23 protein-coding genes are annotated in these 23,641 nt (G+C 68.1%); 13 read left to right on the top strand and 10 right to left on the bottom strand.

The features are described 5' to 3' along the window. Positions 1–127: 127 nt before the first annotated feature. The 3 genes from ACFXGJ_RS17325 to kstD all read right to left on the bottom strand — a co-directional run bounded on the left by ACFXGJ_RS17325 (position 128) and on the right by kstD (position 4,554). Entirely contained in the window at positions 128–1,900 is a 1,773-nt protein-coding gene (locus tag ACFXGJ_RS17325) for a cholesterol oxidase substrate-binding domain-containing protein (RefSeq protein ID WP_378622322.1), read from the bottom strand. Between the two features lie 68 nt (positions 1,901–1,968). Further along, positions 1,969–2,829, bottom strand: a complete 861-nt coding sequence (locus ACFXGJ_RS17320; protein ID WP_378622319.1) for a MaoC/PaaZ C-terminal domain-containing protein — start codon at positions 2,827–2,829, stop codon at positions 1,969–1,971. Between the two features lie 12 nt (positions 2,830–2,841). Further along, positions 2,842–4,554, bottom strand: coding sequence for a 3-oxosteroid 1-dehydrogenase (gene kstD / locus ACFXGJ_RS17315; RefSeq protein ID WP_378622316.1), 1,713 nt, complete (start codon positions 4,552–4,554; stop codon positions 2,842–2,844). Positions 4,555–4,678: 124 nt separating this feature from the next. On the opposite strand from kstD, the gene ACFXGJ_RS17310 reads away from it, so the two are divergent. The 4 genes from ACFXGJ_RS17310 to dmpG are packed head-to-tail and all read left to right on the top strand — an operon-like array spanning position 4,679 to position 9,088. After that, a complete protein-coding gene (locus ACFXGJ_RS17310) occupies positions 4,679–6,298 on the top strand; it encodes an FAD-binding protein (protein ID WP_378622314.1) in 1,620 nt (539 codons plus the stop codon). A gap of 31 nt (positions 6,299–6,329) precedes the next feature. Beyond that, on the top strand, positions 6,330–7,115 hold the full coding sequence (locus ACFXGJ_RS17305) for a 2-keto-4-pentenoate hydratase (RefSeq protein WP_378622312.1): 786 nt from the start codon (positions 6,330–6,332) through the stop codon (positions 7,113–7,115). Positions 7,116–7,127: 12 nt separating this feature from the next. Continuing rightward, a complete protein-coding gene (locus tag ACFXGJ_RS17300; RefSeq protein ID WP_378622310.1) occupies positions 7,128–8,030 on the top strand; it encodes an acetaldehyde dehydrogenase (acetylating) in 903 nt (300 codons plus the stop codon). 5 nt (positions 8,031–8,035) lie between these two features. Continuing rightward, on the top strand, positions 8,036–9,088 hold the full coding sequence (gene dmpG / locus ACFXGJ_RS17295) for a 4-hydroxy-2-oxovalerate aldolase (RefSeq protein ID WP_378622326.1): 1,053 nt from the start codon (positions 8,036–8,038) through the stop codon (positions 9,086–9,088). A gap of 70 nt (positions 9,089–9,158) precedes the next feature. On the opposite strand, the gene ACFXGJ_RS17290 is transcribed toward dmpG, so the two are convergent. Together ACFXGJ_RS17290 and ACFXGJ_RS17285 are read right to left on the bottom strand one after the other, a co-directional pair. Next, positions 9,159–9,494, bottom strand: coding sequence for a hypothetical protein (locus ACFXGJ_RS17290; protein ID WP_378622308.1), 336 nt, complete (start codon positions 9,492–9,494; stop codon positions 9,159–9,161). 1 nt (position 9,495) lies between these two features. Then, positions 9,496–10,668 (bottom strand): Rieske 2Fe-2S domain-containing protein, encoded by a 1,173-nt coding sequence (locus tag ACFXGJ_RS17285; RefSeq protein ID WP_378622306.1) that lies wholly within the window; start codon positions 10,666–10,668, stop codon positions 9,496–9,498. Between the two features lie 199 nt (positions 10,669–10,867). On the opposite strand from ACFXGJ_RS17285, the gene hsaA reads away from it, so the two are divergent. The 5 genes from hsaA to ACFXGJ_RS17260 all read left to right on the top strand — a co-directional run bounded on the left by hsaA (position 10,868) and on the right by ACFXGJ_RS17260 (position 15,511). Next, complete coding sequence (gene hsaA, locus ACFXGJ_RS17280; protein ID WP_378622304.1) at positions 10,868–12,043, top strand: 3-hydroxy-9,10-secoandrosta-1,3,5(10)-triene-9,17-dione monooxygenase oxygenase subunit; 1,176 nt, start codon at positions 10,868–10,870, stop codon at positions 12,041–12,043. A gap of 10 nt (positions 12,044–12,053) precedes the next feature. After that, entirely contained in the window at positions 12,054–12,929 is an 876-nt protein-coding gene (gene hsaD / locus ACFXGJ_RS17275) for a 4,5:9,10-diseco-3-hydroxy-5,9,17-trioxoandrosta-1(10),2-diene-4-oate hydrolase (protein WP_378622302.1), read from the top strand. Next, a complete protein-coding gene (gene hsaC / locus ACFXGJ_RS17270; protein WP_378622300.1) occupies positions 12,929–13,828 on the top strand; it encodes an iron-dependent extradiol dioxygenase HsaC in 900 nt (299 codons plus the stop codon). The genes hsaD and hsaC overlap by 1 nt, the downstream gene beginning before the upstream one ends. A 14-nt stretch (positions 13,829–13,842) precedes the next feature. Next, entirely contained in the window at positions 13,843–14,412 is a 570-nt protein-coding gene (gene hsaB, locus ACFXGJ_RS17265; protein ID WP_378622298.1) for a 3-hydroxy-9,10-secoandrosta-1,3,5(10)-triene-9,17-dione monooxygenase reductase subunit, read from the top strand. Positions 14,413–14,677: 265 nt separating this feature from the next. Beyond that, entirely contained in the window at positions 14,678–15,511 is an 834-nt protein-coding gene (locus ACFXGJ_RS17260) for a hypothetical protein (RefSeq protein WP_378622296.1), read from the top strand. Between the two features lie 69 nt (positions 15,512–15,580). On the opposite strand, the gene ACFXGJ_RS17255 is transcribed toward ACFXGJ_RS17260, so the two are convergent. Continuing rightward, entirely contained in the window at positions 15,581–17,635 is a 2,055-nt protein-coding gene (locus ACFXGJ_RS17255; protein WP_378622293.1) for a neutral/alkaline ceramidase, read from the bottom strand. Between the two features lie 327 nt (positions 17,636–17,962). Here ACFXGJ_RS17255 and ACFXGJ_RS17250 point away from each other — a divergent pair, with 327 nt between their 5' ends. Beyond that, positions 17,963–18,406, top strand: a complete 444-nt coding sequence (locus ACFXGJ_RS17250; protein WP_378622291.1) for an SRPBCC family protein — start codon at positions 17,963–17,965, stop codon at positions 18,404–18,406. Positions 18,407–18,410: 4 nt separating this feature from the next. Here the strand turns inward: ACFXGJ_RS17250 and ACFXGJ_RS17245 are convergent, their stop codons facing one another. Continuing rightward, positions 18,411–19,106, bottom strand: a complete 696-nt coding sequence (locus ACFXGJ_RS17245) for an acetoacetate decarboxylase family protein (RefSeq protein ID WP_378622324.1) — start codon at positions 19,104–19,106, stop codon at positions 18,411–18,413. 47 nt (positions 19,107–19,153) lie between these two features. Next, positions 19,154–19,975: an SDR family oxidoreductase gene (locus ACFXGJ_RS17240; RefSeq protein WP_378622289.1), complete on the bottom strand. Its 822-nt coding sequence runs from the start codon at positions 19,973–19,975 to the stop codon at positions 19,154–19,156. Positions 19,976–20,133: 158 nt separating this feature from the next. Here ACFXGJ_RS17240 and ACFXGJ_RS17235 point away from each other — a divergent pair, with 158 nt between their 5' ends. Next, positions 20,134–21,306 carry a cytochrome P450 gene (locus ACFXGJ_RS17235; protein ID WP_378622287.1) on the top strand — a complete coding sequence of 391 codons (1,173 nt, stop codon included), beginning with the start codon at positions 20,134–20,136 and terminating at the stop codon, positions 21,304–21,306. A gap of 43 nt (positions 21,307–21,349) precedes the next feature. After that, complete coding sequence (locus ACFXGJ_RS17230) at positions 21,350–22,171, top strand: HAD family hydrolase (RefSeq protein ID WP_378622286.1); 822 nt, start codon at positions 21,350–21,352, stop codon at positions 22,169–22,171. Positions 22,172–22,212: 41 nt separating this feature from the next. On the opposite strand, the gene ACFXGJ_RS17225 is transcribed toward ACFXGJ_RS17230, so the two are convergent. After that, the gene (locus ACFXGJ_RS17225) at positions 22,213–22,560 is read right to left on the bottom strand and encodes a DoxX family protein (RefSeq protein WP_378622284.1); all 348 of its coding nucleotides are present in this window, start codon (positions 22,558–22,560) and stop codon (positions 22,213–22,215) included. Between the two features lie 133 nt (positions 22,561–22,693). Between ACFXGJ_RS17225 and ACFXGJ_RS17220 the strand changes: the two genes are divergently transcribed. Then, on the top strand, positions 22,694–23,032 hold the full coding sequence (locus ACFXGJ_RS17220; RefSeq protein ID WP_378622281.1) for a winged helix-turn-helix transcriptional regulator: 339 nt from the start codon (positions 22,694–22,696) through the stop codon (positions 23,030–23,032). A 1-nt stretch (position 23,033) separates the two neighbouring features. On the opposite strand, the gene ACFXGJ_RS17215 is transcribed toward ACFXGJ_RS17220, so the two are convergent. Next, entirely contained in the window at positions 23,034–23,522 is a 489-nt protein-coding gene (locus tag ACFXGJ_RS17215) for a nuclear transport factor 2 family protein (protein ID WP_378622278.1), read from the bottom strand. Positions 23,523–23,641: the final 119 nt, after the last annotated feature.

Below are 23,641 nucleotides of genomic sequence, written 5' to 3'. Positions count from 1 at the left end.
GACCGGCCGTAGTGTCGTGCGTGACCCTCCGGCGGGAGCCGAGATGGGCGCCCCGGGAAACGCGAACGCCGGTGGTGCCGGCTCGAGAGCGCGGGCACCACCGGCGTCGGCGGAACGGGCTGGTGCCTTACGGCAGCAGCTGGTCCATGAAGGTGTTGCTGTAGATGTGGTGCGGGTCGAGCTCGTTGTACGTGTCGCGGGCGGTGTCCCAGTTGTCGCTCGCGGGCACGCCCTCCCGGTAGCTCTGGGGGAGGGCCCCGCTGATGATCCCGCCGTCGGTGTACGGGTTCGGGCCGAACGCCCAGCCCTTCGACCACTCCGGACGGAAGGTGTACTCCGAACCGGTGTAGTGCGAGCGCATCCACTGCTCCATCTCGCGGTAGAACTCGAACATGCCGGGGGTGCCCGGAACGCCGAGCACGTTCAGCCAGATGGCGGTGTCCCAGTCCGGATGGTCCGGCCGCGGACGCATCGCGGAGATGGTCGGTGCGCCTGCCGACGGGACGAGCACGTCGGCGGCCTCGTCCAGGCCGCAGCAGCGGATCTCGACCGGGCCGTTGAGCGGGTACTGGCCCTTGTTCTTGTAGAACTCGATGCGCTCGTTGAACCACTGGGTGAAGTCGTGGATGACCTGACCGATGTTCTCGCGCTTGGTGATGACGGCGCCGCCGCCCTCGGTCAGGCGCAGCGTGGTGGCCTTGATGTAGAACTGGATGTCCTTCGACCAGCCCCAGATGTCGTTGGCGTTGGTCGCGGCGAGTCCGGCGACGGTGGTCCCGTACATCGTCTGGCCGAACAGCGGGGCGATGCCCGGGGCACCCGAGTTCATCTTCCCGAGCAGATCGGTGAGCACCTCGGGCAGGTTGTCCGAGAACGGGTAGTTGTACGGTCCGGTGACCTCCCTCGAGCCGGCGGGCTTGCTGGGCGCCATCGACCACACCTTGAGCCACGGCTTGTCGGTGAAGGGGTACCAGATCGCCTCGACGCCGCCGTTTTCCGCGACGTACTTCTCGAAGGTGCGGCCCGAGGCGCCCTTGGCGCCGAACAGTTCGGTCCACTTGATGTCGGTGTAGCTCTGGCACCGCATCCGGAAGTTCGGGCCAGCCTGCATGGTGACCGAGGTCAGGAAGGTCCGGCCCAGGTTGGTGAGCAGCGGCTTGATCTTGGGATCGTTGCGCGAGTACGTCTTCTGGGCGTACTCGGTGCCGGTCCAGACCACCGCGGTCAGCGAGGTCACCAGGTTGGACAGCGACCCGTAGGTGTGGCCCGGTGCGGTGGCCTGGCCGGGGCCGGGAAGCGCGGCACCGTGGGCGTCGACGGCGAGGGTGCCGCCGATCGTGAGCACGCCGGGGGCGGGCAGGTTCGCCCAGCCGAGCCCCTCCGCCTGCAGCGCCGTCGTGATCGCGTCGAGGGTCGCGCCGGGGCCCGCGGTGACGACGGCGGGGTTTCCGCCCTTGTTCACCGACACACCGTTCAGGTGCTTGATCGTGTCGACCAGGATGACCTTGTCGACCGATGCGCCGTTGACGACCGTCAACGGGGTCCAGCCGTGCTGGGCGCCGCGCGGACGCAGGGTGTAGCCGTTGGCGTGGGCCCAGTTCGCAAGGACGACAACGTCATCGGCGGACTTCGGGAAGCTCGTCCAGACCGCGTCCAGCATGATCTCCTTGGACCAGTTCTGGTACGCCTGCTGCGCCAGGTCGATTCCGCTCGGGAAGTTCGGCGGCGCGGGCAGGGTGGTGCCGCCGGCGGAGCCGGACGCCGATCCCGAGGACCCGAACGGGATGGCGTAGGCGGGCGTCCAGGCGCCAACAGCACCCACGGCGAGCGCACCGGCGCCCGCGGCGGTCAGGAAGCCGCGCCGGGATAATCCGGTGGCCGTGTCGTCCGTTTTCGGCATGCGATAACTCCAGTCGTGATGAGGGGGAGGGTTCAGCGGTAGAGCAAGTTGGTCAGTTGTCCGGAATGTTAGGCGAGGGTCAGAACGACGTCAGCCAATGCGGGTGAGTTGTCCCGGTCCGGGACGGACGCAGAGATCAGCAGCCGCCCAGAGTCCTTCCAGATCCGGACCGTGAGGGACTCGCCCGGGTACACGACCCCGGCGAAGCGTGCCCGGTATCCCATCACCTTCGACGCGTCCGCTTCGAGCGCCACGTCGACCGCCGCCTTGCACACGATCCCGTACGTGCACAGCCCATGCAGAATAGGCGCAGGAAAGCCCGCGGCGGTGGCGAATTCGGGATCCGAGTGCAGCGGATTGCGGTCTCCGCACATGCGGTACAGCAACGCCTGCTGAGGCAGGGTCGCGACCACGGTCTCGAAGTCCGGCGCGCGGTCCGGCAGTTCGACGGACTCCGACGGCCCGCGCTCGCCGCCGAAGCCGCCCTCGCCGCGGGCGAAGATCGACGAACGTGCGGTCCACAGCGGGTTGCCGTCGAGGTCGGTGGTGACCGACTCCTGCACGATGACCGCGGCCTTGCCCTTGTCCCACACCTCGGCGATCCGGGTGGTGGTACGGCCGCCGCCCGCTGCGGGGATCGGCTGGTGCACGGTCACTTCCTGGCTGCCGTGCACCACCTTCGCGAGGTCGATCTCCACGCCGGGGAAGGACACCTTCGGAGCCTCGGTGGCGTGGATGTTGGCGACCACCGTGGCGAACGTCGGCAGCACCTGCGGCTTGCCGTCCTCGAGGTAGCGCAACTCACGGGCGTCGAGCGGGCTGGCGCCCGCTCCGATTCCGAGGTGGTAGAGCTGCACGTCCGAGCTGGTCCAGGAGAACTCCTGGGTGGGCAACTCGGCGCCGATCGCGATGTCGGGATTGATGGGCACGAAGTGTCCTGTTCAGTTCGAAGTGGCAGCGGCAGAGCTGGACTCGGGGTCCGAGGCACCCTTCGCCCGCTCGGCGATGTCGAGGACGGCGAGGTAGGCGAACGTCATCGCGGGTCCGATGGTCGCGCCCGGGCCCGCGTAGGTGTGACCCATCACGGGGGCGCTGACGTTGCCGGCCGCGTAGAGGCCCTCGATGACCGTGCCGTCCGCGCGCACCGCGCGGCCGTCGACGTCGGTCTGGATGCCGCCCTTGGTGCCCAGGTCGCCCGGCACCATCTTGATCGCGTAGAAGGGGGCCTTGCTGATCTCGGCGAGGCTGGGGTTCTTCAGGCGGGGATCGCCGTAGTAGGCGTCGTAGCCGCTGTCGCCGCGGCCGAAGTCCTCGTCCTTGCCGTTGCGGGCGAAGCCGTTGAACCGCTCGACGGTCTCGGTCAGCGCCTCGACCGGAAGCCCGGTCTTCTCCGCGAGCTCGGCGATGGTGTTGGCCTTCACCACGATCCCGGCCTTGAGCCAGCGGCCGGGGAACGGCGAACGCGGGGTGATGCCGGCGAAGGTGTAGCGGTTGCGGTAGCGCTGGTCGAGGATCATCCAGGTCGGGATGTTCTCGCCCGGGCCCTCGCCCTGGCCGTACTTGCCGCCGTACATCATGTGGGTGGCCTCGACGTAGGGCGCGGCCTCGTTGCCGAACCGCTTGCCGCGGGTGTTGACCATCATCGAGCCGGGCAGGGTCCGCTCGGAGAGCGCGAACCAGGGGCCGCCGGTCAGCGGGATGGACGGGCCCCACCAGGCGTCGTCCATGAAATCGAGTGCGGCGCCGACCTTCTCGCCTGCGAGGATGCCGTCGCCGGTGTTGGCCTTGGCGCCGACGGTCCACTCGGTACCGATCGGGCCGCGCTGGTACTTCTTGCGCATCTCGTCGTTGTGTTCGAAGCCGCCAGAGCCCAGCACGACGCCGTGCTTGGCGTGGATGACCTGCTCCTCGCCGTCGACGAGCACCTTCACGCCACGGACGGCGCCGTTCTCGGTGTACAGCTCGGTCAGCGGGGTGTTGAGCAGGATCGGCACGCCCGCGTCCCGCAGGCCGATGCGCATGCCCGCGACCAGGGCCTGCCCGCGGACCAGCAGGTCCTTGCCGGTGGCCTTGGCGGCCAGGAAGCGCATGCCGACCTTCATCGCGCGCAGGGGTCCGCGGCGGTTGCGCATCAACAGGTTCAGCCACTTGTAGTCGGCCTGGGTGATGACGAAGTTCTTGGGGGCCTTGACGTAGTCCGGCTCCAGGTTCTTGCGGTCGTCGCCGAGCTGGTTGCCGTCGAAGGGCGTCGGCTCGACCGAGCGCCCGCCGACGCGTCCGCCGGGTGCCTCCGGGTAGTAGTCCGAGTAGCCGGGCACCCACTGCAGCTCGAGCGCGCTGTTCTTCATCACGAACGAGAGCATCTCGGGGCCCCGGTCGAGGTAAGTGTCGATCCGCTCGGGGGCGACGACGTCGCCGATGATGCTGTGCAGGTACTCGCGCGCGGCCTCGGCGGTGTCGGTGACGCCGTCGGCCTCGAGGACCTCGTTGTTGGGGATCCAGACACCGCCGCCGGACCGTGCGGTGGATCCGCCGTAGTGGGCGGCCTTCTCGACGATGACAACGCTCAGCCCGTGGTGGGCGGCGGTCAGTGCCGCGGTCATGCCCGCGGCACCGCTTCCGACAACGACGACGTCGTATTCCTGCTTACTCATGTAGAACACGTTATAGAATGAGGTGGGCATGAGTCCATGCTTTCTGCCAGGAAGTATTGCCGAGATCGGCCGTGAGGCCGGTATGCAAACGAAACGCGTTGCAGTTCGAAAGGGGCGGTGCGCTGTGGCCTGGGATCTTTCCGCTGATGTCGTAGTGGTCGGAGTGGGCGTCGCGGGTGCGTCCGCGGCGCTGGAGGCGCTGGCCGGGGGCGCGGACGTGATCGCTCTCGACCGGTTCGCGGGCGGGGGCGCCAGCACGATCTCCGGTGGCATCGTCTACGCAGGCGGCGGCACGCGAATCCAGCGCGACGCGGGTGTCGAGGACACCCCGGACGCGATGTTCGCCTATCTCAGTCGAGAGGTCGGAGACGCCGTCCGGCCGGAAACCCTGCGCAAGTTCTGCGACGAGAGCCCCGCGATGATCGACTGGCTCGCCGGACACGGCGTGCCGTTCGAGGGATCGCTCTGCCCCTACAAGACCTCCTACCCGACGGATCGCCACTACCTGTACTTCTCCGGTAGCGAGGCGGCCGGCGGCTTCCGCGACGTGGCTCCGCCCGCCCCGCGTGGGCACCGCGCGAAGGGCAAGGGCACCTCCGGCAAGATGCTCTACCGGCCGCTGATCGACTCCGCCCTCGCCAAGGGCCTGCGGCTCGAACAGCAGACGCGGGCGGTCCGGTTGCTCACCGACGACGAGGGCGCGGTGATCGGGGTCGAGTGCATGAGCCTGCGGGATGCGCCCAAGCGGGTGCGTGCCCGGCACGCCCGCCTGTCGGCGCTGTCGGCGAAGCCCGGAATCTACTACCCGCCGATGCGCAAGGTGCTGCAGAAGCTGGTCGAACGGCTCGAGGCGGACCACGCGCGGCCGATCCGGATCGAGGCCCGCTCCGGGGTGATCCTGAGCGCCGGAGGCTTCATCGCCAATCGCGGACTCGTCGCCGAGCATGCACCCCGCTACCGGGGCGGACTCGCGCTGGGCACGGCGGGCGACGACGGCAGCGGCATTCTCATGGGCGCCGACGTCGGCGGGGCGACCGACAAACTCTCCAACGTCTCGGCGTGGCGATTCATCGTGCCGCCGAGTGCATTTCTCGGGTCGCTGCTGGTGAACCGGAAGGGCGACCGGATGGTCGACGAGTCGCGGTACGGTGCGGCCCTCGGGCACGCCATGATCGCCGAGCACGAGGGAAAGGGCTGGCTCGTCGCCGACGCCGACCTGGTCGACCGGGCCCGCGCCGCGCTCGGCGACCAGACCAACTGGTTCCAGCGGATCCAGTCGGAGACCATGATGCGGGTCGACCGGACCACCGGTGCCACGTTGGAGGAACTCGCCGGCAAGGTCGGTATCGACCCGGCCGGCCTGGTCGCGACGGTGACCGCGCACAACGAGGCGATCGCCGCGGGCAGTCCCGACCCGATGGGCAAGCCCGACGACTTCCGTCGCCCGGTCGCCACCGGGCCGTTCTCGCTGTTCGACGTCTCCCTCAAGAAGAGCCTGACCAACCCCCTGCCGATGCTGACGCTCGGTGGGCTGGTCGTCGACGAGCAGTCCGGAGCCGTGCTGACCGGCGACGGTGCCGCGATCGACGGCTTATACGCGGCCGGCCGCACCGCGGTGGGGATTTGTTCGAACTCCTACGTGAGCGGGCTCTCACTTGCAGACTGTGTGTTCTCCGGCCGTCGGGCCGCCGCGCACGCTGCTCGTCGCGGGGCCTCGAGGACCGGAGCTGCCACGACGACCTAGTCGCGCATCGCTACCGAAGGGACCCCGGCCCGTGCTCTCGACCGAATCGCGTATCGACATTGCGGACCGACTGCATGCGGCGGAGAAGGGGTTCGCGCCGCTCGACCCGTTGACGGTGCTCCATCCGGGCATCGACGTGGTCGACGCCTACGCGATCCAGTTGCTCAACGTCCGCCGCCGGGTCGAGGCGGGCGAGCGCGTGGTCGGGCACAAGGTCGGTCTGACGGCCAAGGCGATGCAGGAGATGCTCGGTGTCAGCGAGCCCGACTACGGGCACCTCTTCGACACCCAGGAACTGTGCGAGGGGGAGCCTGTCTCCTGCGCGCGCTACCTGTTGCCCCGGGTGGAGGTGGAGGTCAGCTTCGTGCTCGGCGCCGACCTGCCGGGAGTTGGATGTACCGTCGAGGACGTGCTGGCCGCAACGGAGTTCGTGGTCCCGTCGATCGAACTGATCGACTCCCGGATCAAGGACTGGAAGATCGGTCTGCTCGACACCATCGCCGACAACGCCTCGTACGCCGGCCATGCGATCGGTGCCGGGCGGGTCCGGCCCGGCGACATCGACCTCACCGACATCGACGTGTCCCTGGCCGTCAACGGTGAACGAGTCGCCGAGGGCCGCAGCGATGCGGTACTCGGGCATCCGGCCAGGGCGGTGGCCTGGCTTGCGGAGAAGGTGGACAGCTTCGGGGTTCGGTTGAAGGCTGGAGACATCGTGTTGCCGGGTTCGTGCACCCGTGCCTTCGATGTCCGTCCGGGCGACAGGGTCGACGCCGAGTTCAGGGGGCTCGGATCCGTATCTCTCCAGTTCACATAGGAGTTGATCTCGATGGACAAGGCAAGTGTTGCGATTGTCGGATCGGGAAACATCAGTACCGACCTGCTCTACAAATTGCAGCGATCCGAGTGGCTCGAGCCGCGCTGGATGATCGGCATCGATCCCGAGAGCGAGGGGCTCGCCCGAGCACGCTCGATGGGCCTCGAGACCTCGGCGGAGGGCGTCGACTGGCTGCTGGCCCAGCCGGAGAAGCCCGACCTGGTGTTCGAGGCGACCTCGGCCCACGTGCACCGCGCCGCCGCGCCGAAGTACGAGGCCGCCGGCATCCGCGCCGTCGATCTCACTCCGGCGGCGGTCGGCCCGGCGGTCGTGCCGCCGGCGAACCTGCGTGAGCACCTCGACGCCCCGAACGTCAACATGATCACCTGCGGCGGCCAGGCCACCATCCCTGTCGTCTACGCGGTCTCCCGTGTCGTCGACGTGCCCTACGCCGAGATCGTCGCATCGGTCGCCTCGGCATCGGCCGGGCCGGGTACCCGCGCCAACATCGACGAGTTCACCAAGACCACAAGTCGCGGTGTGGAGGTGATCGGCGGCGCCCGCCGAGGTAAGGCGATCATCATCCTCAACCCGGCCGAGCCGCCGATGATCATGCGCGACACCATCTTCTGTGCGATTCCCGAGGACGCGGACCGGGACGCGATCATCGACTCGATCCACCGAGTGGTCGCCGACATCGCGACGTACGTGCCCGGGTACCGCCTGCTCAACGACCCTCAGTTCGACGAGCCGAGCGTCGTCTCCGGGGGGTATGCCACCGTGACCACCTTCGTGGAGGTCGAGGGCGCGGGTGATTTCCTGCCGCCGTACGCCGGCAACCTCGACATCATGACCGCGGCGGCCACCAAGGTGGGCGAGGAGATCGCACAGAAGATCATCACCGTGGAGGCGTGATCGGCATGACTCTCACCGACAGCACAGTGCATTTCGACCCCTCGTGGGACGTCCGGGTCACGGACACCTCCCTGCGAGACGGCTCGCATCACAAGCGGCATCAGTTCACTGGTGAGGAGGTTCGCGCGATCGTCGCTGCCCTCGACCGCGCCGGCGTCCCGGTCATCGAGGTGACGCACGGTGACGGGCTCGGCGGATCGTCGTTCAACTACGGCTTCTCCAAGACCCCGGAGCAGGAACTGATCACGATCGCGGTGGAGACCGCGAAGCGGGCGAAGATCGCCTTCCTGATGCTGCCCGGTGTCGGGGTCAAGGAGGACATCATCGAGGCCCAGGACAACGGGGCCTCGATCTGCCGCATCGCCACGCACTGCACCGAGGCGGACGTGTCCGTCCAGCACTTCGGGCTGGCACGCGCGCGCGGGCTCGAGACGGTCGGGTTCCTCATGATGGCGCACACCGTCACGCCCGAGAAGCTGGCCCAGCAGGCGCGGATCATGGCCGACGCCGGCTGCCAGTGCGTGTACGTCGTCGATTCCGCCGGTGCGCTGGTGCTCGAACAGGTCGCCGACCGCGTCGAGGCCCTGGCTCAGGAACTCGGGCACGACGCGCAGGTCGGATTCCACGGCCACGAGAATCTCGGTCTCGGCGTCGCGAATTCCATTGCGGCCGTGCGAGCCGGCGCCAGGCAGATCGACGGCAGCACCCGACGTTTCGGTGCCGGTGCCGGCAACGCGCCGGTCGAGGCGTTCGTCGGGGTGTGCGACAAGATCGGTGTCAAGACCGGCATCGACTTCTTCGCGATCGCGGACGCCGCCGAGGACGTGGTGCGCCCCGCGATGCCGGCCGAGTGCCTGCTGGACCGGCAGGCACTGATGATGGGCTACGCGGGCGTGTACTCGAGCTTCCTCAAGCATGCCGAACGGCAGGCAGAGCGCTACGGCGTCTCCGCCGCGGAGATGCTGGTCCGCGCGGGCAAGCGCAAGCTCGTCGGCGGTCAGGAGGACCAGTTGATCGACATCGCGCTGGAGTTGCAGCGCGAGGAGGGCGAGGCCTGACCTCCGCCCCACGCCGGGACGAGAAAGGGGCGTGCATCCCCTCGGATGCACGCCCCTAGTTCGCTGCCGACTACTCGGACTCCGCGTCGCGGACCTCGATGATGCCCTCCATGACCGCGTGGTTGATGCTGTTCATCAAGCGCGGGCAGGTCTGCCGCGACCCGGTCCGTCCGCCTGCGCCGACGAACTCCGGGCACACCGTGGCGGGATCGGCCTGCCACTGGATGCTCGTGTGTTTGAAGCTGTTCTTCCGGACGAGCACGCAGGTACCGCAGGCGCGGCACTCCACCTCTTGCAGCCCCTGCTCCAGGTAGGTGTGGTGATCGACTTCGGTCTGCGCACGGACGGCCTCGACCCGGGCCGGGCTGTCTGCGTAGTTCGGGGCCTTGGCCCAGGTCGAGGTCATGTCACACGCCCGTCTTGGTCTCGGCCGCGGCCTTCTCCTCGGCCTGACGGGCGAGGTTCGCGTCGACCTCGCGCTGCCACGCCTCGACGGCCTTGGTGGTGTCGATCTCGAACTCGAACCGCTGCGTCATCTTCTCGTCGATGTCGGCGACGTCGACGTAGAACTGCTCGTACCAGCGTCGCAGCTGGTAGACCGGACCGTCCTCCTCGCAGAGCAGCGGATTCTCGATCTTGGTCTTGTTCTTCCAGATCGCGACGTCCTGCTCGAAGCCCATGGCCACGCCCTCGGTGAACTTGCGTGCCAGCTTCTCGCTGGTGGCGTCGTCGAGGCCCTTCGGCTTCTCCACGCTGACGCCGTACATGAGCATGAAGGAGTCCTGCGTGATCGGGTAGTGGCAGTTGATCAGGACGCTCTCGACCTTGTAGCCGCTGTAGTTGTTGTGCAGCCAGTTGACCATGTACGACGGGCCGAAGTACGAGGCCTCCGAGTCCAGCACGGACTCGCCGTACTGGGTGCCCATGTTGCCGACGTCCGGCCGGCCGTGGTTCTGGAGGTACTGGGTCGCGACGTGACCCTCGAAGACGTTCTTGAAGTACTTCGGGAACCCGAAGTGGACGTAGAAGAAGTGCGCCATGTCCACGACGTTGTCGACGATCTCGCGGCAGTTGGAGCCGGTGACCACGATCCGGTTCCACTGCCAGTCGGTCCACTCGTCGGTGAGGACCTCGGGCAGCTCGGGGATCGTGACGTCCTCCGGCGGCGGGTTGCCCTCGGGGTCGTGCCAGACGAACAGCTGCTTGTTGCGCTGCAGCGTGGTCCAGGCCCGGGTGCGCGCGAGCGGCGGCACACGACGGGCATAGGGGATGCCGGTGCACTTGCCGTTGCCGCCCCAGCGCCAGTCATGGAACGGGCAGGCGATCGAGTCGTCCTTGACGGTGCCCTGGCTCAGGTCGCCGCCCATGTGCCGGCAGTACGCGTCGAGAACGTTCAGCTTGCCCTCGCTGTCGGCGAAGACCACGAGCTTGGTGCCGAACGCCTCCACCGAGTGAGGCTTGCCGTCCAGGAACTCACTCTCGAGGCCGATGCAGTGCCACCCGCGGGCGTACCGCGTCGGGGTGCTTCCCACATCGATCTCGCGAACGCCCTTGCCGGATGCGCCGCTCTTCTGCGTCATCTCTGCCCTCACATCCCTTCGTCCTTGTTACTAGAACACGTTATAGAACTTGTGCCAGTTTTGCCAGATAATCATGCGGGTAGTCGCAGTCAGGGACTTTCGTCGCGGCGACCCCCTAGTCGCTCGACACGAATGGGAACGTGTTCTAGTCTCAGGGGAAAGTGAACCTCCGAGCCGCACGACACAAGAGGAGTGACCAGTGGGTGAGCACGACAGCCGCGTGGTGATCGAGAAGCTGAACGAGCTTCTGCCGACCCTGCGCGAGCGCGCACAGGAGACCGAGGATCTTCGTCGCATCCCCGACGACTCGATCAAGGCACTCCAGGAGGCCGGCTTCTTCCGTCTTCTGCAGCCCGCCCAGTGGGGCGGCTACCAGGCCGATCCCGTCACCTTCTACACGGCAGTCCGCAACATCGCGAGCGCCTGTGGCTCCACCGGCTGGGTCTCCGGCATCATCGGCGTCCACAACTGGCACCTCGCGCTGTTCGACCAGCAGGCGCAGGAGGACGTGTGGGGTCAGGACACCGACGTGCGGATCTCCTCGTCGTACGCGCCGATGGGTGCCGGTGAGGTCGTCGACGGCGGCTACAAGGTCAACGGCGCCTGGGCCTGGTCCTCGGGTTGCGACCACGCCAGCTGGGTCGTCGTCGGTGGTCCGGTCATCAAGGACGGCCGCCCGGTCGACTTCGGCAGCTTCCTGATCCCCCGCGAGGACTACCAGATCGACGATGTGTGGAACGTGGTCGGCCTGCGCGGCACCGGCAGCAACACGGTGGTCGTCAAGGACGTGTTCGTGCCGCGTCACCGCTTCCTGAGCTTCAAGGCGATGAGCGACCTGACCGCTCCCGGTCTCCAGCAGAACACCGCGCCGGTCTACAAGATGCCGTGGGGCACCATCCATCCCACCACCATCTCGACCCCGATCGTCGGCATGGCGTACGGCGCCTACGACGCCCACGTCGAGCACCAGGGCAAGCGAGTACGCGCCGCCTACGCGGGCGAGAAGGCCAAGGACGACCCGTTCGCGAAGGTGCGGATCGCGGAGGCCTCCAGCGACATCGACGCCGCCTGGCGCCAGCTGTCGGGCAATGTCGCCGACGAGTACGCGCTGCTGCTGGCCGGCGAGGAGGTGCCGATCGAGCTGCGCCTGCGGGCCCGCCGCGACCAGGTGCGTGCCACCGGCCGCGCCATCGCGTCGATCGACCTGCTCTTCGAGAACTCCGGTGCGACGGCTCTGGCGAACGGCACCCCGATCCAGCGCTTCTGGCGTGACGCGCACGCCGGCCGGGTGCACGCGGCCAACGACGCCGAGCGGGCGTACGTGATGTTCGGTGGCGCCGAGTTCGGCCTGCCCCTGACCGACACGATGGTCTAGGGGAGAGTCGATGACGGCAACCGAAGAACTCACCTACGAATCCACTTCTCGCTTCGCTCAGGTGCGGCCCGACCTGCAGCTGCACTACCACGAGGCCGGTGTCGGCAACGGTCCGACGATCGTGCTGCTGCACGGCGGCGGGCCCGGTGCGTCGTCGTGGTCGAACTTCGCCAAGAACATTCCCGTGCTGGCGAAGCAGTTCCACGTGCTCGCCGTCGACCAGCCGGGCTACGGCAAGTCGGACAAGCCGACCGAGCACCCGCAGTACTTCCGGCACAGCGCCTCGGCGCTGAAGGATCTGCTCGACACCCTCGGCATCACCGAACGCGTTCACCTGCTGGGCAACTCGCTCGGCGGCGGCGCCGCGGTGCGCTTCGCCCTGGACTACCCGGACCGGGCCGGCCGGCTCGTGCTCATGGGACCGGGTGGGCTCAGCGTCAACCTGTTCGCACCGGACCCGACCGAGGGCGTGAAGAATCTCGGCAAGTTCAGCTACCAGCCGACGCGTGAGAACCTCGAGGCGTTCCTCAGGATCATGGTGTTCGACCAGTCCCTCATCACCCCGGAACTGATCGACGACCGGTTCGCCGCGGCGAGCAGCCCTGAGTCGCTCGCGGCGGCCAAGGCGATGGGGAAGTCCTTCTCCGGCCCGGAGTTCGAGCTCGGCATGCTCTGGCGTGACGCCTACAAGCTGCGCCAGCGCGTGCTGCTGATCTGGGGTCGCGAGGATCGGGTCAACCCGATCGACGGGGCGCTGGTCGCCCTCAAGATGATCCCGCGGGTGCAGTTGCACGTCTTCGGCGGCTGCGGCCACTGGGCGCAGCTCGAGAAGTTCGACGAGTTCAACCGCCTGGCCGGCGACTTCCTGCTAGAAGGGGGTAAGTGATGGGTATTCGTTCGCTCGCGTACATGCGCATCGAGGCCACCGACATGGCGGCCTGGCGCGAGTACGGTCTCAAGGTTCTCGGCATGATCGAGGGCAAGGGCACCAACCCGGACGCCCTGTACCTGCGCATGGACGACTTCCCGGCCCGCCTGGTGATCGTGCCGGGTGAGCGGGACCGGCTGCAGGTCTCCGGCTGGGAGACGGCCAATGCGGCCGGCCTGCAGGAGGTTCGGGACAACCTGGCCGCCGCGGGGGTGCCGTTCAAGGAGGGCACCGCCGACCAGTTGGCGGACCGTCGCGTCGTCGAGCTGATCACCTTCGAGGACACCTCCGGCAACACCCTCGAGGTGTTCCACGGTGCCGCGCTCGAGCACCGGCGGATCGTGAGCCCGTACGGGCACAAGTTCGTCACCGGCGAGCAGGGTCTCGGGCACGTCGTGCTCACCACGAACGACGACGAGGCCTCGCTCCGGTTCTACCGGGACGTCCTCGGGTTCAAGCTGCGCGACTCGATGCGACTGCCTCCGCAGATGGTCGGCCGTCCCGCCGACGGCGAGCCGGCTTGGCTGCGCTTCCTCGGCTGCAACCCGCGTCACCACAGCCTGGCGTTCCTGCCGCTGCCCAACCCGACCGGCATCGTGCACCTGATGGTCGAGGTGGAGAACTCGGACGACGTGGGCCTGTGCCTGGACCGCGCCATCCGCAAGAAGGTCAAGATGTCGGCCAGCCTCGGCCGGCACGTCAACGACCTGATGCTCTCGTTCTACATGAAGACCCCGGGCGGGTTCGACATCGAGTTCGGCTGTGAGGGACTCGAGGTCGAGGACGACAACTGGATCGCGCGGGAGAGCACCGCGGTGAGCCTGTGGGGTCACGACTTCACGGTGGGAATGAAGTAGTGAGCTCGTCCGAGGTGGCATCAGAGACGGGTGCGACGATCGACCCGCGTCAGTTCCGCACCGTGCTCGGTCAGTTCTGCACCGGCGTCACGATCATCACCACGGTCGACGAGGGCGAACCGGTCGGGTTCGCCTGCCAGTCGTTCGCGGCGCTGTCGCTGGATCCGCCGCTGGTGCTGTTCTGCCCCACCAAGGGGTCGAGGTCCTGGGCGGCGATCGAGCGCACCGGGAAGTTCTGCGTGAACGTACTTGCCGAGGAGCAGCAGTCGGTGTGTGCACGCTTCGGCTCGCGTGAGCCGGACAAGTTCGCCGGAATCGACTGGACACCTTCGCCGTTGGGTTCGCCGATCATCGACAAGTCGCTCGCGCACATCGACTGCTCCGTCGAGACCGTCCACGACGGTGGCGACCACTACGTGGTGTTCGGCAGGGTGTCGTCGATGAGCGAGATCAAGACCGAGCGCCCGCTGCTGTTCTACCGCGGGCAGTACACCGGCATCGAGCCGGACAAGACGGTCCCCGCGCCTTGGCGCGACGACCTCGAGGCGTTCCTCACCGCGACAACTGAGGACACCTGGCTGTAAGGCCGCACAGACCCGGAGGGGCGAAAAGGGAAGGGCCCGTTCACGCGAACCGCGTGGACGGGCCCTTCTCGGTGCGCGACCGGGTGCACTCGACGAGCGAGATCAGGACCGAACGGCCGCTGCTGTCCTATCGTGGTCGGTGCACAGCTGTCGAGCCGTGCAAAGACGTTGCAGGCGAAGTGGCGCTACGACCTCGAGGCGTTCCTGACCACAACCACCGAGGACACCTGGCCGTGGGGTTCTCACAACAGAGAGGCGGAACGCGGTGCACGTGTCCCGTGGACGACGACAGGCGTTGGCGCAGGGTGCGATGGGTGCGCTCGCCCTTCCCCTGATTCTCGTCGCACCCGCCGCTGCCGATCCGGCCGCAGCGGGCGCGATGCATGTCGGGGTCGTGGAGGCACGGTCATGCGCCAACCTGGGTGTCACGATCCCGCTCGACCCGGGGCAGGCCGAGAGGGCACGGGCGATGCTCCCGGCCGGATTCGCCCTCGCCGCGATGCCCACGATGCTGGTCGAGACCTCGACCTGCGCGGGTGCGGACGTGAACGGAACCGAGATCGGCCGATTCCACCTGTCCGAAGCCGCGCTGGCGGTCGAGCCGCCGCGGCCGATCGCGTCGCCGCGCCTGGGTGAGGCCGTCGCCGAGAACATCTACATGATCTCGCAGTTGGACACGAACGAGCTGCTGTCCGAATTCAAGTCGCGGCTCGGCTATCGCAGCGAGCTCGTGGACATCACCCTGGACCTCGGCGCGCCCGATCAGCTCGGCCGGCTCGCCTCGGCGACGGCCGGCGGCGAACTTGCGCCGACCGCGGCCACGGCGCAGCTGACGCCGTCACTGCTTCCCGACGGGGTGCGGGTCCCGAACCCGGGAATCGTGTACAAGTTGTGGACGCGGGATGCGCAGGGCCGCTACGTGGTCACCACGAACGCGAACATGACGATCGACCGCCCGGCGGCGGGCGTCGGGACGGTGACCGCTCCGGAGGGCACCGCGGTGCACCGGATTCTCGGCGGGGACACCGCGACCGGTGTCGCCTTCTCCGGTCGCGCGGAGCGCTTCGTCAACGACACCTTCGTCATCCCCGCGGGCTGACCGCGCAGAGCCTCGGTCCGGCCCACAGACACTCTCGCCCGCCTCGGTTTCGAGGCGGGCGAGAGCGCGTCAGACGGTGAACTCCGCGGAGGTGCCGGTGAACGGCGCGATCGAACCGTCCGGGTTCTTGCGGTCTCCGAAATGCTGGATCCGGTAGCGGCCGGCGGCCGTACCCTCGGGCACATCCCAGGTGATGCGAGCGACCGAGGCGTTCGAACCCTCCCGGCGCCAGTGGTACTTGGTGGACCAGTCGCCGTCGTCGGCGTGCCGCACCCACTTCCCGCCGTCGAGTCGCTGGACCTCGAAGAAGGTGCCGCGGCGGTGCAGGTTGTTCTTCGGATGCCCGGTGGTGAACTCGACGGCCACCTGGGCCCCGGCCGCCGCGGTGGCGGTGGGCTGGACCAGTACGTCACCGAACTGGCGGCCCGGCGTCGGCGCATCGGCCGGGACGTCCGGGCCGAAGCTCGGCTGGAATCCGGACAGGTCGCGAGGTGCGGGGCCGCGCGGGACGTCGGCGCCGTCGCGCATGGCGATCGCGAGCTGTGCGTAGCCCTGCTGGTAGGCGGGAAGTGTGTTGCGGCCGAACAGCGTCGAGCCGCCCTCGTACTGCTGGGAGTCGTACTCCTCGGGGGTCGTGCAGTAGCTCGAGTACGCATTGGCGTATCCCTGGAAGATCACCTTCTCCAGCGGCACACCGAGTTCCTTCGCGACGGTTCGGCGCACTCGCAGCCCCGAGACGATGGTGAACTCCGCGGGTCCGCCGACCACGTAGAGGTCGCCGATCCGGATGATCTGGATCTTGAGGACGTGCGGCACCCACCCGTCGGGTGGGAGCAGACCCACGGGCACGACCACGAGCTTCGGCGCCTGTGCGTCCGCGAGCCACTGGGGAGTCTTGGTGTCGATTCCGCCGAGGGCGTCGATCACCGGGTTGCGGGTGCCCTCCGGGAAGATCGGGATGGCGGGGCCGTCCTCGGTGCTGCCCGCGGCCATCGACGCGCCGACGCAGGCGGGCGAGGTGCGCTGCGGCTTGCCGTCGCTGGTGTAGCGACCGTCGACGAGCTGGTTCGCCATGTCGAGGTACATGATTCGGCTGTCCACGGAGGTGGCGGAGATCGGCTCGGCCGACTTGAAGGCGGCTCGCGCTGCGGCCAACTGCCGCTCACCGATCAGCCTGGTGTTCTCGAACTCGTCGTCGGTCGGACCCTTGCCGGGTTTGAGGTCCAGGTTCGGCGACATGTCGCCGGTGTTCGTCTGCGGGAACGACGCGACGAAACTCGGCTTGCCGTCGAGGTAGCGCACCCCGGCGACGTCGTGCTCCCAGAAGTAGGCGGCGGCACCCTTGTTGTCGCCGGAGATGAGCTTGTTCTCCTCGGTCAGCGAGGCACCGTGGGTGGGGAACCAGCCGATCGCGCCGACGTTGTCGCCGCCCTGGCTTACGCGAAGCACCCGCATGTGGCTGTCGATGCCCAGGGGGTAGTAGTCCTTGTCGCTCTGCGGATTCCGGTCGAAGGCGACCCGGGAGCGGTTGACGCTGGCATCGGTGAGTTCGCTGTGGCCAAGCGCGACGGTGCCCGGCGCCAGGTTGTCGTGGGCGGCGCTGATCGCCTCGACCAGGCCGTCGACCTCGGCGTTGAAGACCAGCGGCTGGAAGCCGAGGGTGGCCAGGCTGTAGGCGTAGTCCTGCGACGCGCCGCCACAGGCGGCGTGCGAGTGCACGGCGGTGAGCATCACGTTGCGCTCGTTGTAGGTGTTGCCGTACTTCTGGCTGAGCCGAACCATGACCGCGTCGTGCACGGCCTGGAAGATCATGCAGGTGTCGGCGCAGACGAAGACCACCCGGGAATCGTCGGCACCGGCGAAGACGTAGGCGCGCACGCGGGTGCGCTGATGCAGCCCCTCGGCGCGCTGCTCGAAACTCGAGTAGCCCATCATGCCGTTCTCGGCGACCGGTCCGGTCATGTCGGACAGGCCTACCCCGACGCGGAAGCCGCCCTTGGCCGGCGCGGTCCGCGCGCGCTCGGTGGTGCGCGGCGCCGCTGCGGTGGCGCGGCCGGCGCCGAGGGCCGCCAGCGCGGGTGTGGCAGCGGCCCCCGCGAGCACGCTGCGTCGACTGATCGTCACGACGGAATCCTTTGCGAGATGAGAAGAATGCGATTTGGTCAAGTGTCCAGATGACAGCACACACGACGGCGCGACGATTGGCAAGAGGTTTGGCGCACTTCTGTCTCGACGCCGATCAGCCTAGGATTGACCGTGGCGATGGAAGATCGCGGTGGGGACTGTCCAGCGGGTCACCGCGCGGGCGGAACGCGGTTCCGGCGGAGTCGTCTCGCTGAACTCCCTCGTGCCGAATCGGCTGGCAGATTCCCGGTAGCCGGTTGCGCGCGCCACCGTCCGTGTATCCGGCACAGCAGAGTAGTTCGCCCACCAGGCAAGGATCCCTGCGTCATGTCCAAGACACTGAAGACCGAAGAATCGATCAACATTCAACGACCCGTGGCCGAGGTGTTCGAGTACCTGTCGAACCCCGACAACGTCACGAACTGGAGCAGCAACGTCATCGACTACAAGCTGGTCTCGGGCAAGGCGGACGAGGTCGGCGCGGTGCTGTCCCTCGCGGTCAAGGCCGCCGGCGTGCGGGTCGAGGGGACCGAGGAGATCACCCAGTACGAGGCGAACAAGCGGATGGGCTTCCGGTCGAAGGACACGAAGATCGGCTACACGAGGGAACTGGACTTCGCCGCGGACGGTGACGGCACCCGGGTGACCTTCCTGCAGGAGGCGGAGGCGGGCACGGGACTGTTCAAGTTTGCCGATCCGATCGTGCAGCGGCTCTACGCGCACGATGTGCGGGGCAACCTGGAGAAGGCCAAGACGATCCTCGAATCCTGATCCCTCACACCGGCTTCGCGTCCCCGAAGGTCATCTTCAGGTTCGGGATCGACGATGTCATCAGTGCTCGCCGCGGCAGTCCGACGGCACGCAACTCCTCGGCGATCGGATGCGGGCCCAGCGTCAGATCGGCGCCCCCGATCCTCGACCGGACGCCGCTCGGGTTCATGTCCCAGGCGGTGTGGCGGGTGATGCCGTCCAGGTGCGAGTAGGCCTCGAGCGAGGTGCCCGCTCCCGAACCGGGGAGCCGGATGCCGGGCTCGACCGTCAAGGACGCGATCAGCTGACCGTCCTGGCTGACGGAGGCGCGTCTGACCCGGCTCGCGTGGTCGGCGTCGAAATCCGCCAGCACCTTGGGAAATCCCCAGATTCCACGACCGGCCGCCTTGGTGAACTCGCCGTCGACGGGCAGCTGATGGATGAGGGCGCCGGCGCGTCCGGTCGCGAGCGAGCGCAGGTCCGTCGGCACCGATGCGCCCCCGGCGACCAGGTGGCTGCGGACCAGGAAGGTGACGCCGAATTCGTTGTAGGGGCCCAGATCCCCGTCCACGTAGTCGACGAACACCAGCGCGCACAGGCCGCGGCCGGGCCGATACTGCAGGATCTCGAGCCCGGTGTAGTCGATGAGGGCCTGCGCTGCGGCGGTCGGCACCGAGTACATCGCCATGAACGCGGAGGCCTGGCGAATCCGCACCGGCATCTCGACCTTCCGGCCGAGGACTTCGTGGGAGGTGCCGCTGCCGGGCGTCACGGCGTCACCACGCCGCGCAGGCCGTCGGTGCCGTAGACCTGCTCGAGCATCGAGCTGAAGTCCGGTCCGCGGCGCAGCATCTGGCCGCCGTCGACATTGATGATCTGACCGGTGATCCACGTCGACTCGTCGCCGAGGAGGAATCGGGCGAGCCGCGCGATGTCCTCGGGTTCGCCGATACGCGGCAGGGGAGTGCAGGCCTGGTAGTCCTCGAGCAGCGGGCCGCCGTCGGTGATGAGCGCGACCAGATCGGTGCGCGTCAGCCCGGGCCGGATGCAGTTGACGCGGACGTTGCTGGCGCCCAGTTCGTCGGCACCCAGCTGGACGAGATGATCCACGCCGGACTTCGAGACGCCGTAGGCGCCGAACCAGCGATGGGTGTTGCTGCTGGCGATCGAGGAGATCGCGACGAACGATCCACCCCCACCTCGAACGAGTTCGCGCGCAGCATGTTTGAGGGTGAGCATGGTGCCGGTGACGTTCAGTTCGACGGTGCGGCGCCAGGCGTCGACGTCGATCTGGGTGACGGGTGCGATCGTCTCGTTTCCGCCGGCGCAGGCGACCACGCCGTCGAGCCGGCCGGTGACGGCGGCCGCGGCGCCCACGGCGCTCGCGACCTGATCCTCGACCGTGACATCGGCGGCGTGGTGGGAGATGGAACCGCCGTGTTCGGGTGTGACGGTGGCGGCGGCCGCAACGAGCTTGTCCGGTGTACGCCCGCAGATCGTGACGTGCGCGCCGGACTGCGCGAGCAGCGCGGCCACGCCGAGTCCGATGCCGCTGCCGCCTCCCGTCACCAGCACGGATTTGCCCTGCACGGCACCTGTCCCGTTCGCGACCACCGCGCCCTCCCTCCGCTTGCAACCCGTTCTACCACCGGAAGGTGTGATTCGGATACGTAATCCGGCTGTCGGGAATAGGGTCGGAATCGACCCGTGCGAACAGATTCGGTGCTGTCGACCGAGGGGACGAATCCATGCGACCCGATATCGACCTGGTTGACGGACGGTTCTACGCCGGGACCCTGGGCGACCCGCGCGAGGCGTACGCCTGGATGCGGGCGAACGAGCCGGTGTTCCGGGACCGGAACGGTCGGGCCGGCGCGGCGGGCTACGCGGCGGTGATCGACGCCGAACGCGACGCCGCGGTCTTCTCCAACGCCGGCGGAATCCGGCCCGACGTCGGTCCGCTGCCACACATGATCGACATGGACGACCCCGAACACCTGCATCGGCGCAAGCTCGTCAACACGGGATTCACCCGCAAGCGGGTCGAGGCGAAGATCGACGACATCGCGCGCATCTGCGACGAGCTGATCGACGCCGTGATCGACAAGGGGGAGTGCGACTTCGTCCGCGACCTGGCCGCACCCCTGCCGATGGCGGTCATCGGCGACATGCTCGGGGTCCGTCCGCACGAGCGCGCCATGTTCCTGGAATGGAGTGACGATCTCGTCAAGGCGCAGGGCAGCAACGTGTCCGACGAGATGGTCGCCAAGATGATGTCGGCGTACGTCTCGTTCGTCGACTTCACGATGCGCACGATCGCGGACCGGCGTTCGGCACCCACGGAGGACCTGACCAGTGTTCTGGTGCACGCGGAGATCGACGGGCATCGGCTCACCGACGAGGAGATCGTTGCCGAGACCCTCCTGATCCTGATCGGCGGGGACGAGACGACCCGGCACGTGCTCAGCGGCGGGATGGAGCAGTTGCTGCGGAACCCCGAGCAGCGCGACAAGCTCGTCGCGGACCGTTCGCTGGTCCCGCAGGCACTCGAGGAGATGCTGCGGTGGGTGTCACCCGTGAAGAACATGTGCCGCACCGTGACCCGGGAAGTCGCGTTCCACGGCACGCAGCTGCGCGAGGGCGAGAAGGTGGTGCTGCTCTTCGAGTCGGCGAACTTCGACGAGTCGGTGTTCGCGCACCCGGAACTCTTCGACATCACCCGGAACCCCAATCCGCACATCGCTTTCGGATTCGGTTCGCACTTCTGTCTCGGCAATCAGCTGGCGCGGATCGAGGGCCGGCTGATGTTCGAGCGGCTGCTCGAGCGGATCCCGACGATGGAGCTCGTCTCCGACGCGCCGCTGCCGAGGCGGCCCGCGAACTTCGTCACGGGTATCGAGGAGATGCCGGTCCGCTGGTGACGGGGCCCGCAGGGTGCCCGTCGGGTGCTGGGATCATCGAGTGGTGATACGAATCAGACTCGTGGCCTCCGATCTCGACGGAACGCTGCTGCGTTCCGACCGAACGGTGTCGCCCCGCACCGCGAGGGCGATGGCGGCCGCGCGCGAGGTCGGCATCGAGGTGGTGTGGGCGACGGCACGGGCCCGGCACTCGGTCGACGAACTGGCTCGCTCGTGCGGGTTCCGCGGGGAGGCGATCTGCGCGAACGGTGCCGTCACCCTCGACCTCGCCGGGGGCACCCCGGAGATCACCGGAACGGTCTCCATCGAGGTCGCCGAGGCTCTGGCCGCGATGGAACGGGTCCGGACGCTGGCGCCGGGCGTGGTGTTCGCCAACGTCGGGGCGACGACCTTCGTGGCCGAGCCCGAGTACGCGGCGCTGTGCGACTACACCGACCACCATCGGCACCCGCACGAGATGACGCTCGCCGAGCGGCTGCCGCTGGCGGGCGGCCGGATGGTCAAGATCGTGGCCCGTCATCCCGAGCTGTCGAGCGGCGAGCTGTACCGGCTGGCCGCCGAAGCGGGGGTGGACGGAGTCGAACTGACGCACTCGGGTGCGCCGTACGTCGAGATGGCGGCGTCCGGGGTTTCCAAGGCCAGCGCCCTCGAGCGACTGTGCGCGGCGAGAGGCATCGGCGCGGATGAGGTCGCCGTGATCGGGGACGCGGTCAACGACGTCCCGATGCTGATCTGGGCCGGCACCGCGCTGGCGCCGGCCAACGCGCTGCCAGAGGTCCTCGCGCTCGCCGACCGGGTGTTGCCCTCCAACGACGACGACGGGGTCGCGCGGTACCTCGAGGAGGTCGCGGGCCGCCGGGCCTGACAGCCGGGTCGCCCGGTCCGCCGGGTCTGTCGGCGGGGCAATCAGGCGGCGATCGGCACCAGGATCGCGGCCACGACCGCGACGAGCATCAGTACACCGGCGGGGGCGATGGTCTTGTCGTTCGCGCGCAGGTGCATGACGACCGCACCGAGGAAGTAGGCGATCACGCCGACTGCGGCGGCGAGGCCGATCGGCCACCAGAACAGCCCGGCGATCAGGCCCGCCGCGCCGGCGAGTTCGGCGATCGCGAGCAACCACATCTTGTCGACGGGGAAGCGGACGTTGGTCATGCTCTCGACCTGCTGGGCGTTCTTGGTCAGCTTGCCGACGGCGGAGAACGCCAGAACGAGAGCGAGGAGCACGGACACGATTGCGGCGGCGATGAACATGGGGTGACTCCTTGTGGATCGGTGCCGGCGCTCGTCGCGGCCCCTTCGGAAAAACGAGTGACAGCGAAGAAGCTAGCTCACTTCGGAAAAGCTAGCAACTATCGGTACTGGAGTCGATTGGTAGGGTGGAGGAATGCAGAAGGACGCCGAGGGGCACGAGCCGCGCGAGTGCGATGCCGGGCTGACCCAGGCGTTCAAGTTCCTCGGGAAGCGTTGGAACGGCGTGCTGATCGGCACCCTGACCCAGGGGCCGGCCGGATTCGCCGAGCTCAAACGTGCCGTCGGCGGGATAAGCGATTCGGTCCTCTCCGAGCGCCTGACCGAACTCACCGCAGCGGGACTGGCGCAGCGCACCGTCGACGAGGGTCCGCCGATCACCGTCGTGTACAGCGCAACCGAGGCGAGCAAGGCACTGATCCCCGCCCTCGATGCCATCGCATCCTGGGCGCGGGACAACCTGAAGGACGCGTGACTCAGGCCTCCGCGGCCGGACGATCCGCCCACAGGTGGGACAGGAACCGATGGCTCGGCATGTCGTCGAGCGAGATGAGTGATTCGTAGATCCGCGTGTACGACGTGCGGGTGATCCGCCAGCGACCGTCCCCGTCGCGACGGTAGTCGTCGCGGTAGTACCCGGCGCCGCGGATCAGGCTCTTGGCATCCGGGACGATCACGGTGTCCTCGAACAACCACGACCCCACCGCCGAGTCGCCCGTCACGGTGATCTCCGGATGACTGGCGACGTGGACCGTGGTGATCGACGGGCCGAGCGTCTGGCGCATGAACCCGGCCAGCGCCGCGCGACCCTCGAACATCAGCGGGTCGTCGAGTGCGTGCGTGCCGTACTCGGCAACGATGTCCTCGGCGAGGGTGTCCGCAAACTCGTCCCACCGTTTCAGGTCCAGGGTCCGGAAGTACCGGTACTTGAGCTGTCGGACGTCCTCGATTGCTGCCAGGTCCATGCGCGAAGCATGGCACCGGCCGCGGACGCGGTGTGCGAATTTCGCCGATCCCGTGTATCGAGACCCTGATCGCGGGCCGGAAAGCCGGGCGGGGGAAACGCTTTCGGGCTCGCGGGGTG

The organism is Rhodococcus sp. NPDC059234 (genome assembly GCF_042754225.1).
In the GTDB taxonomy this organism is placed as follows: domain Bacteria; phylum Actinomycetota; class Actinomycetes; order Mycobacteriales; family Mycobacteriaceae; genus Rhodococcus_G.
This window is presented reverse-complemented; position numbering and strand designations above follow the sequence as displayed.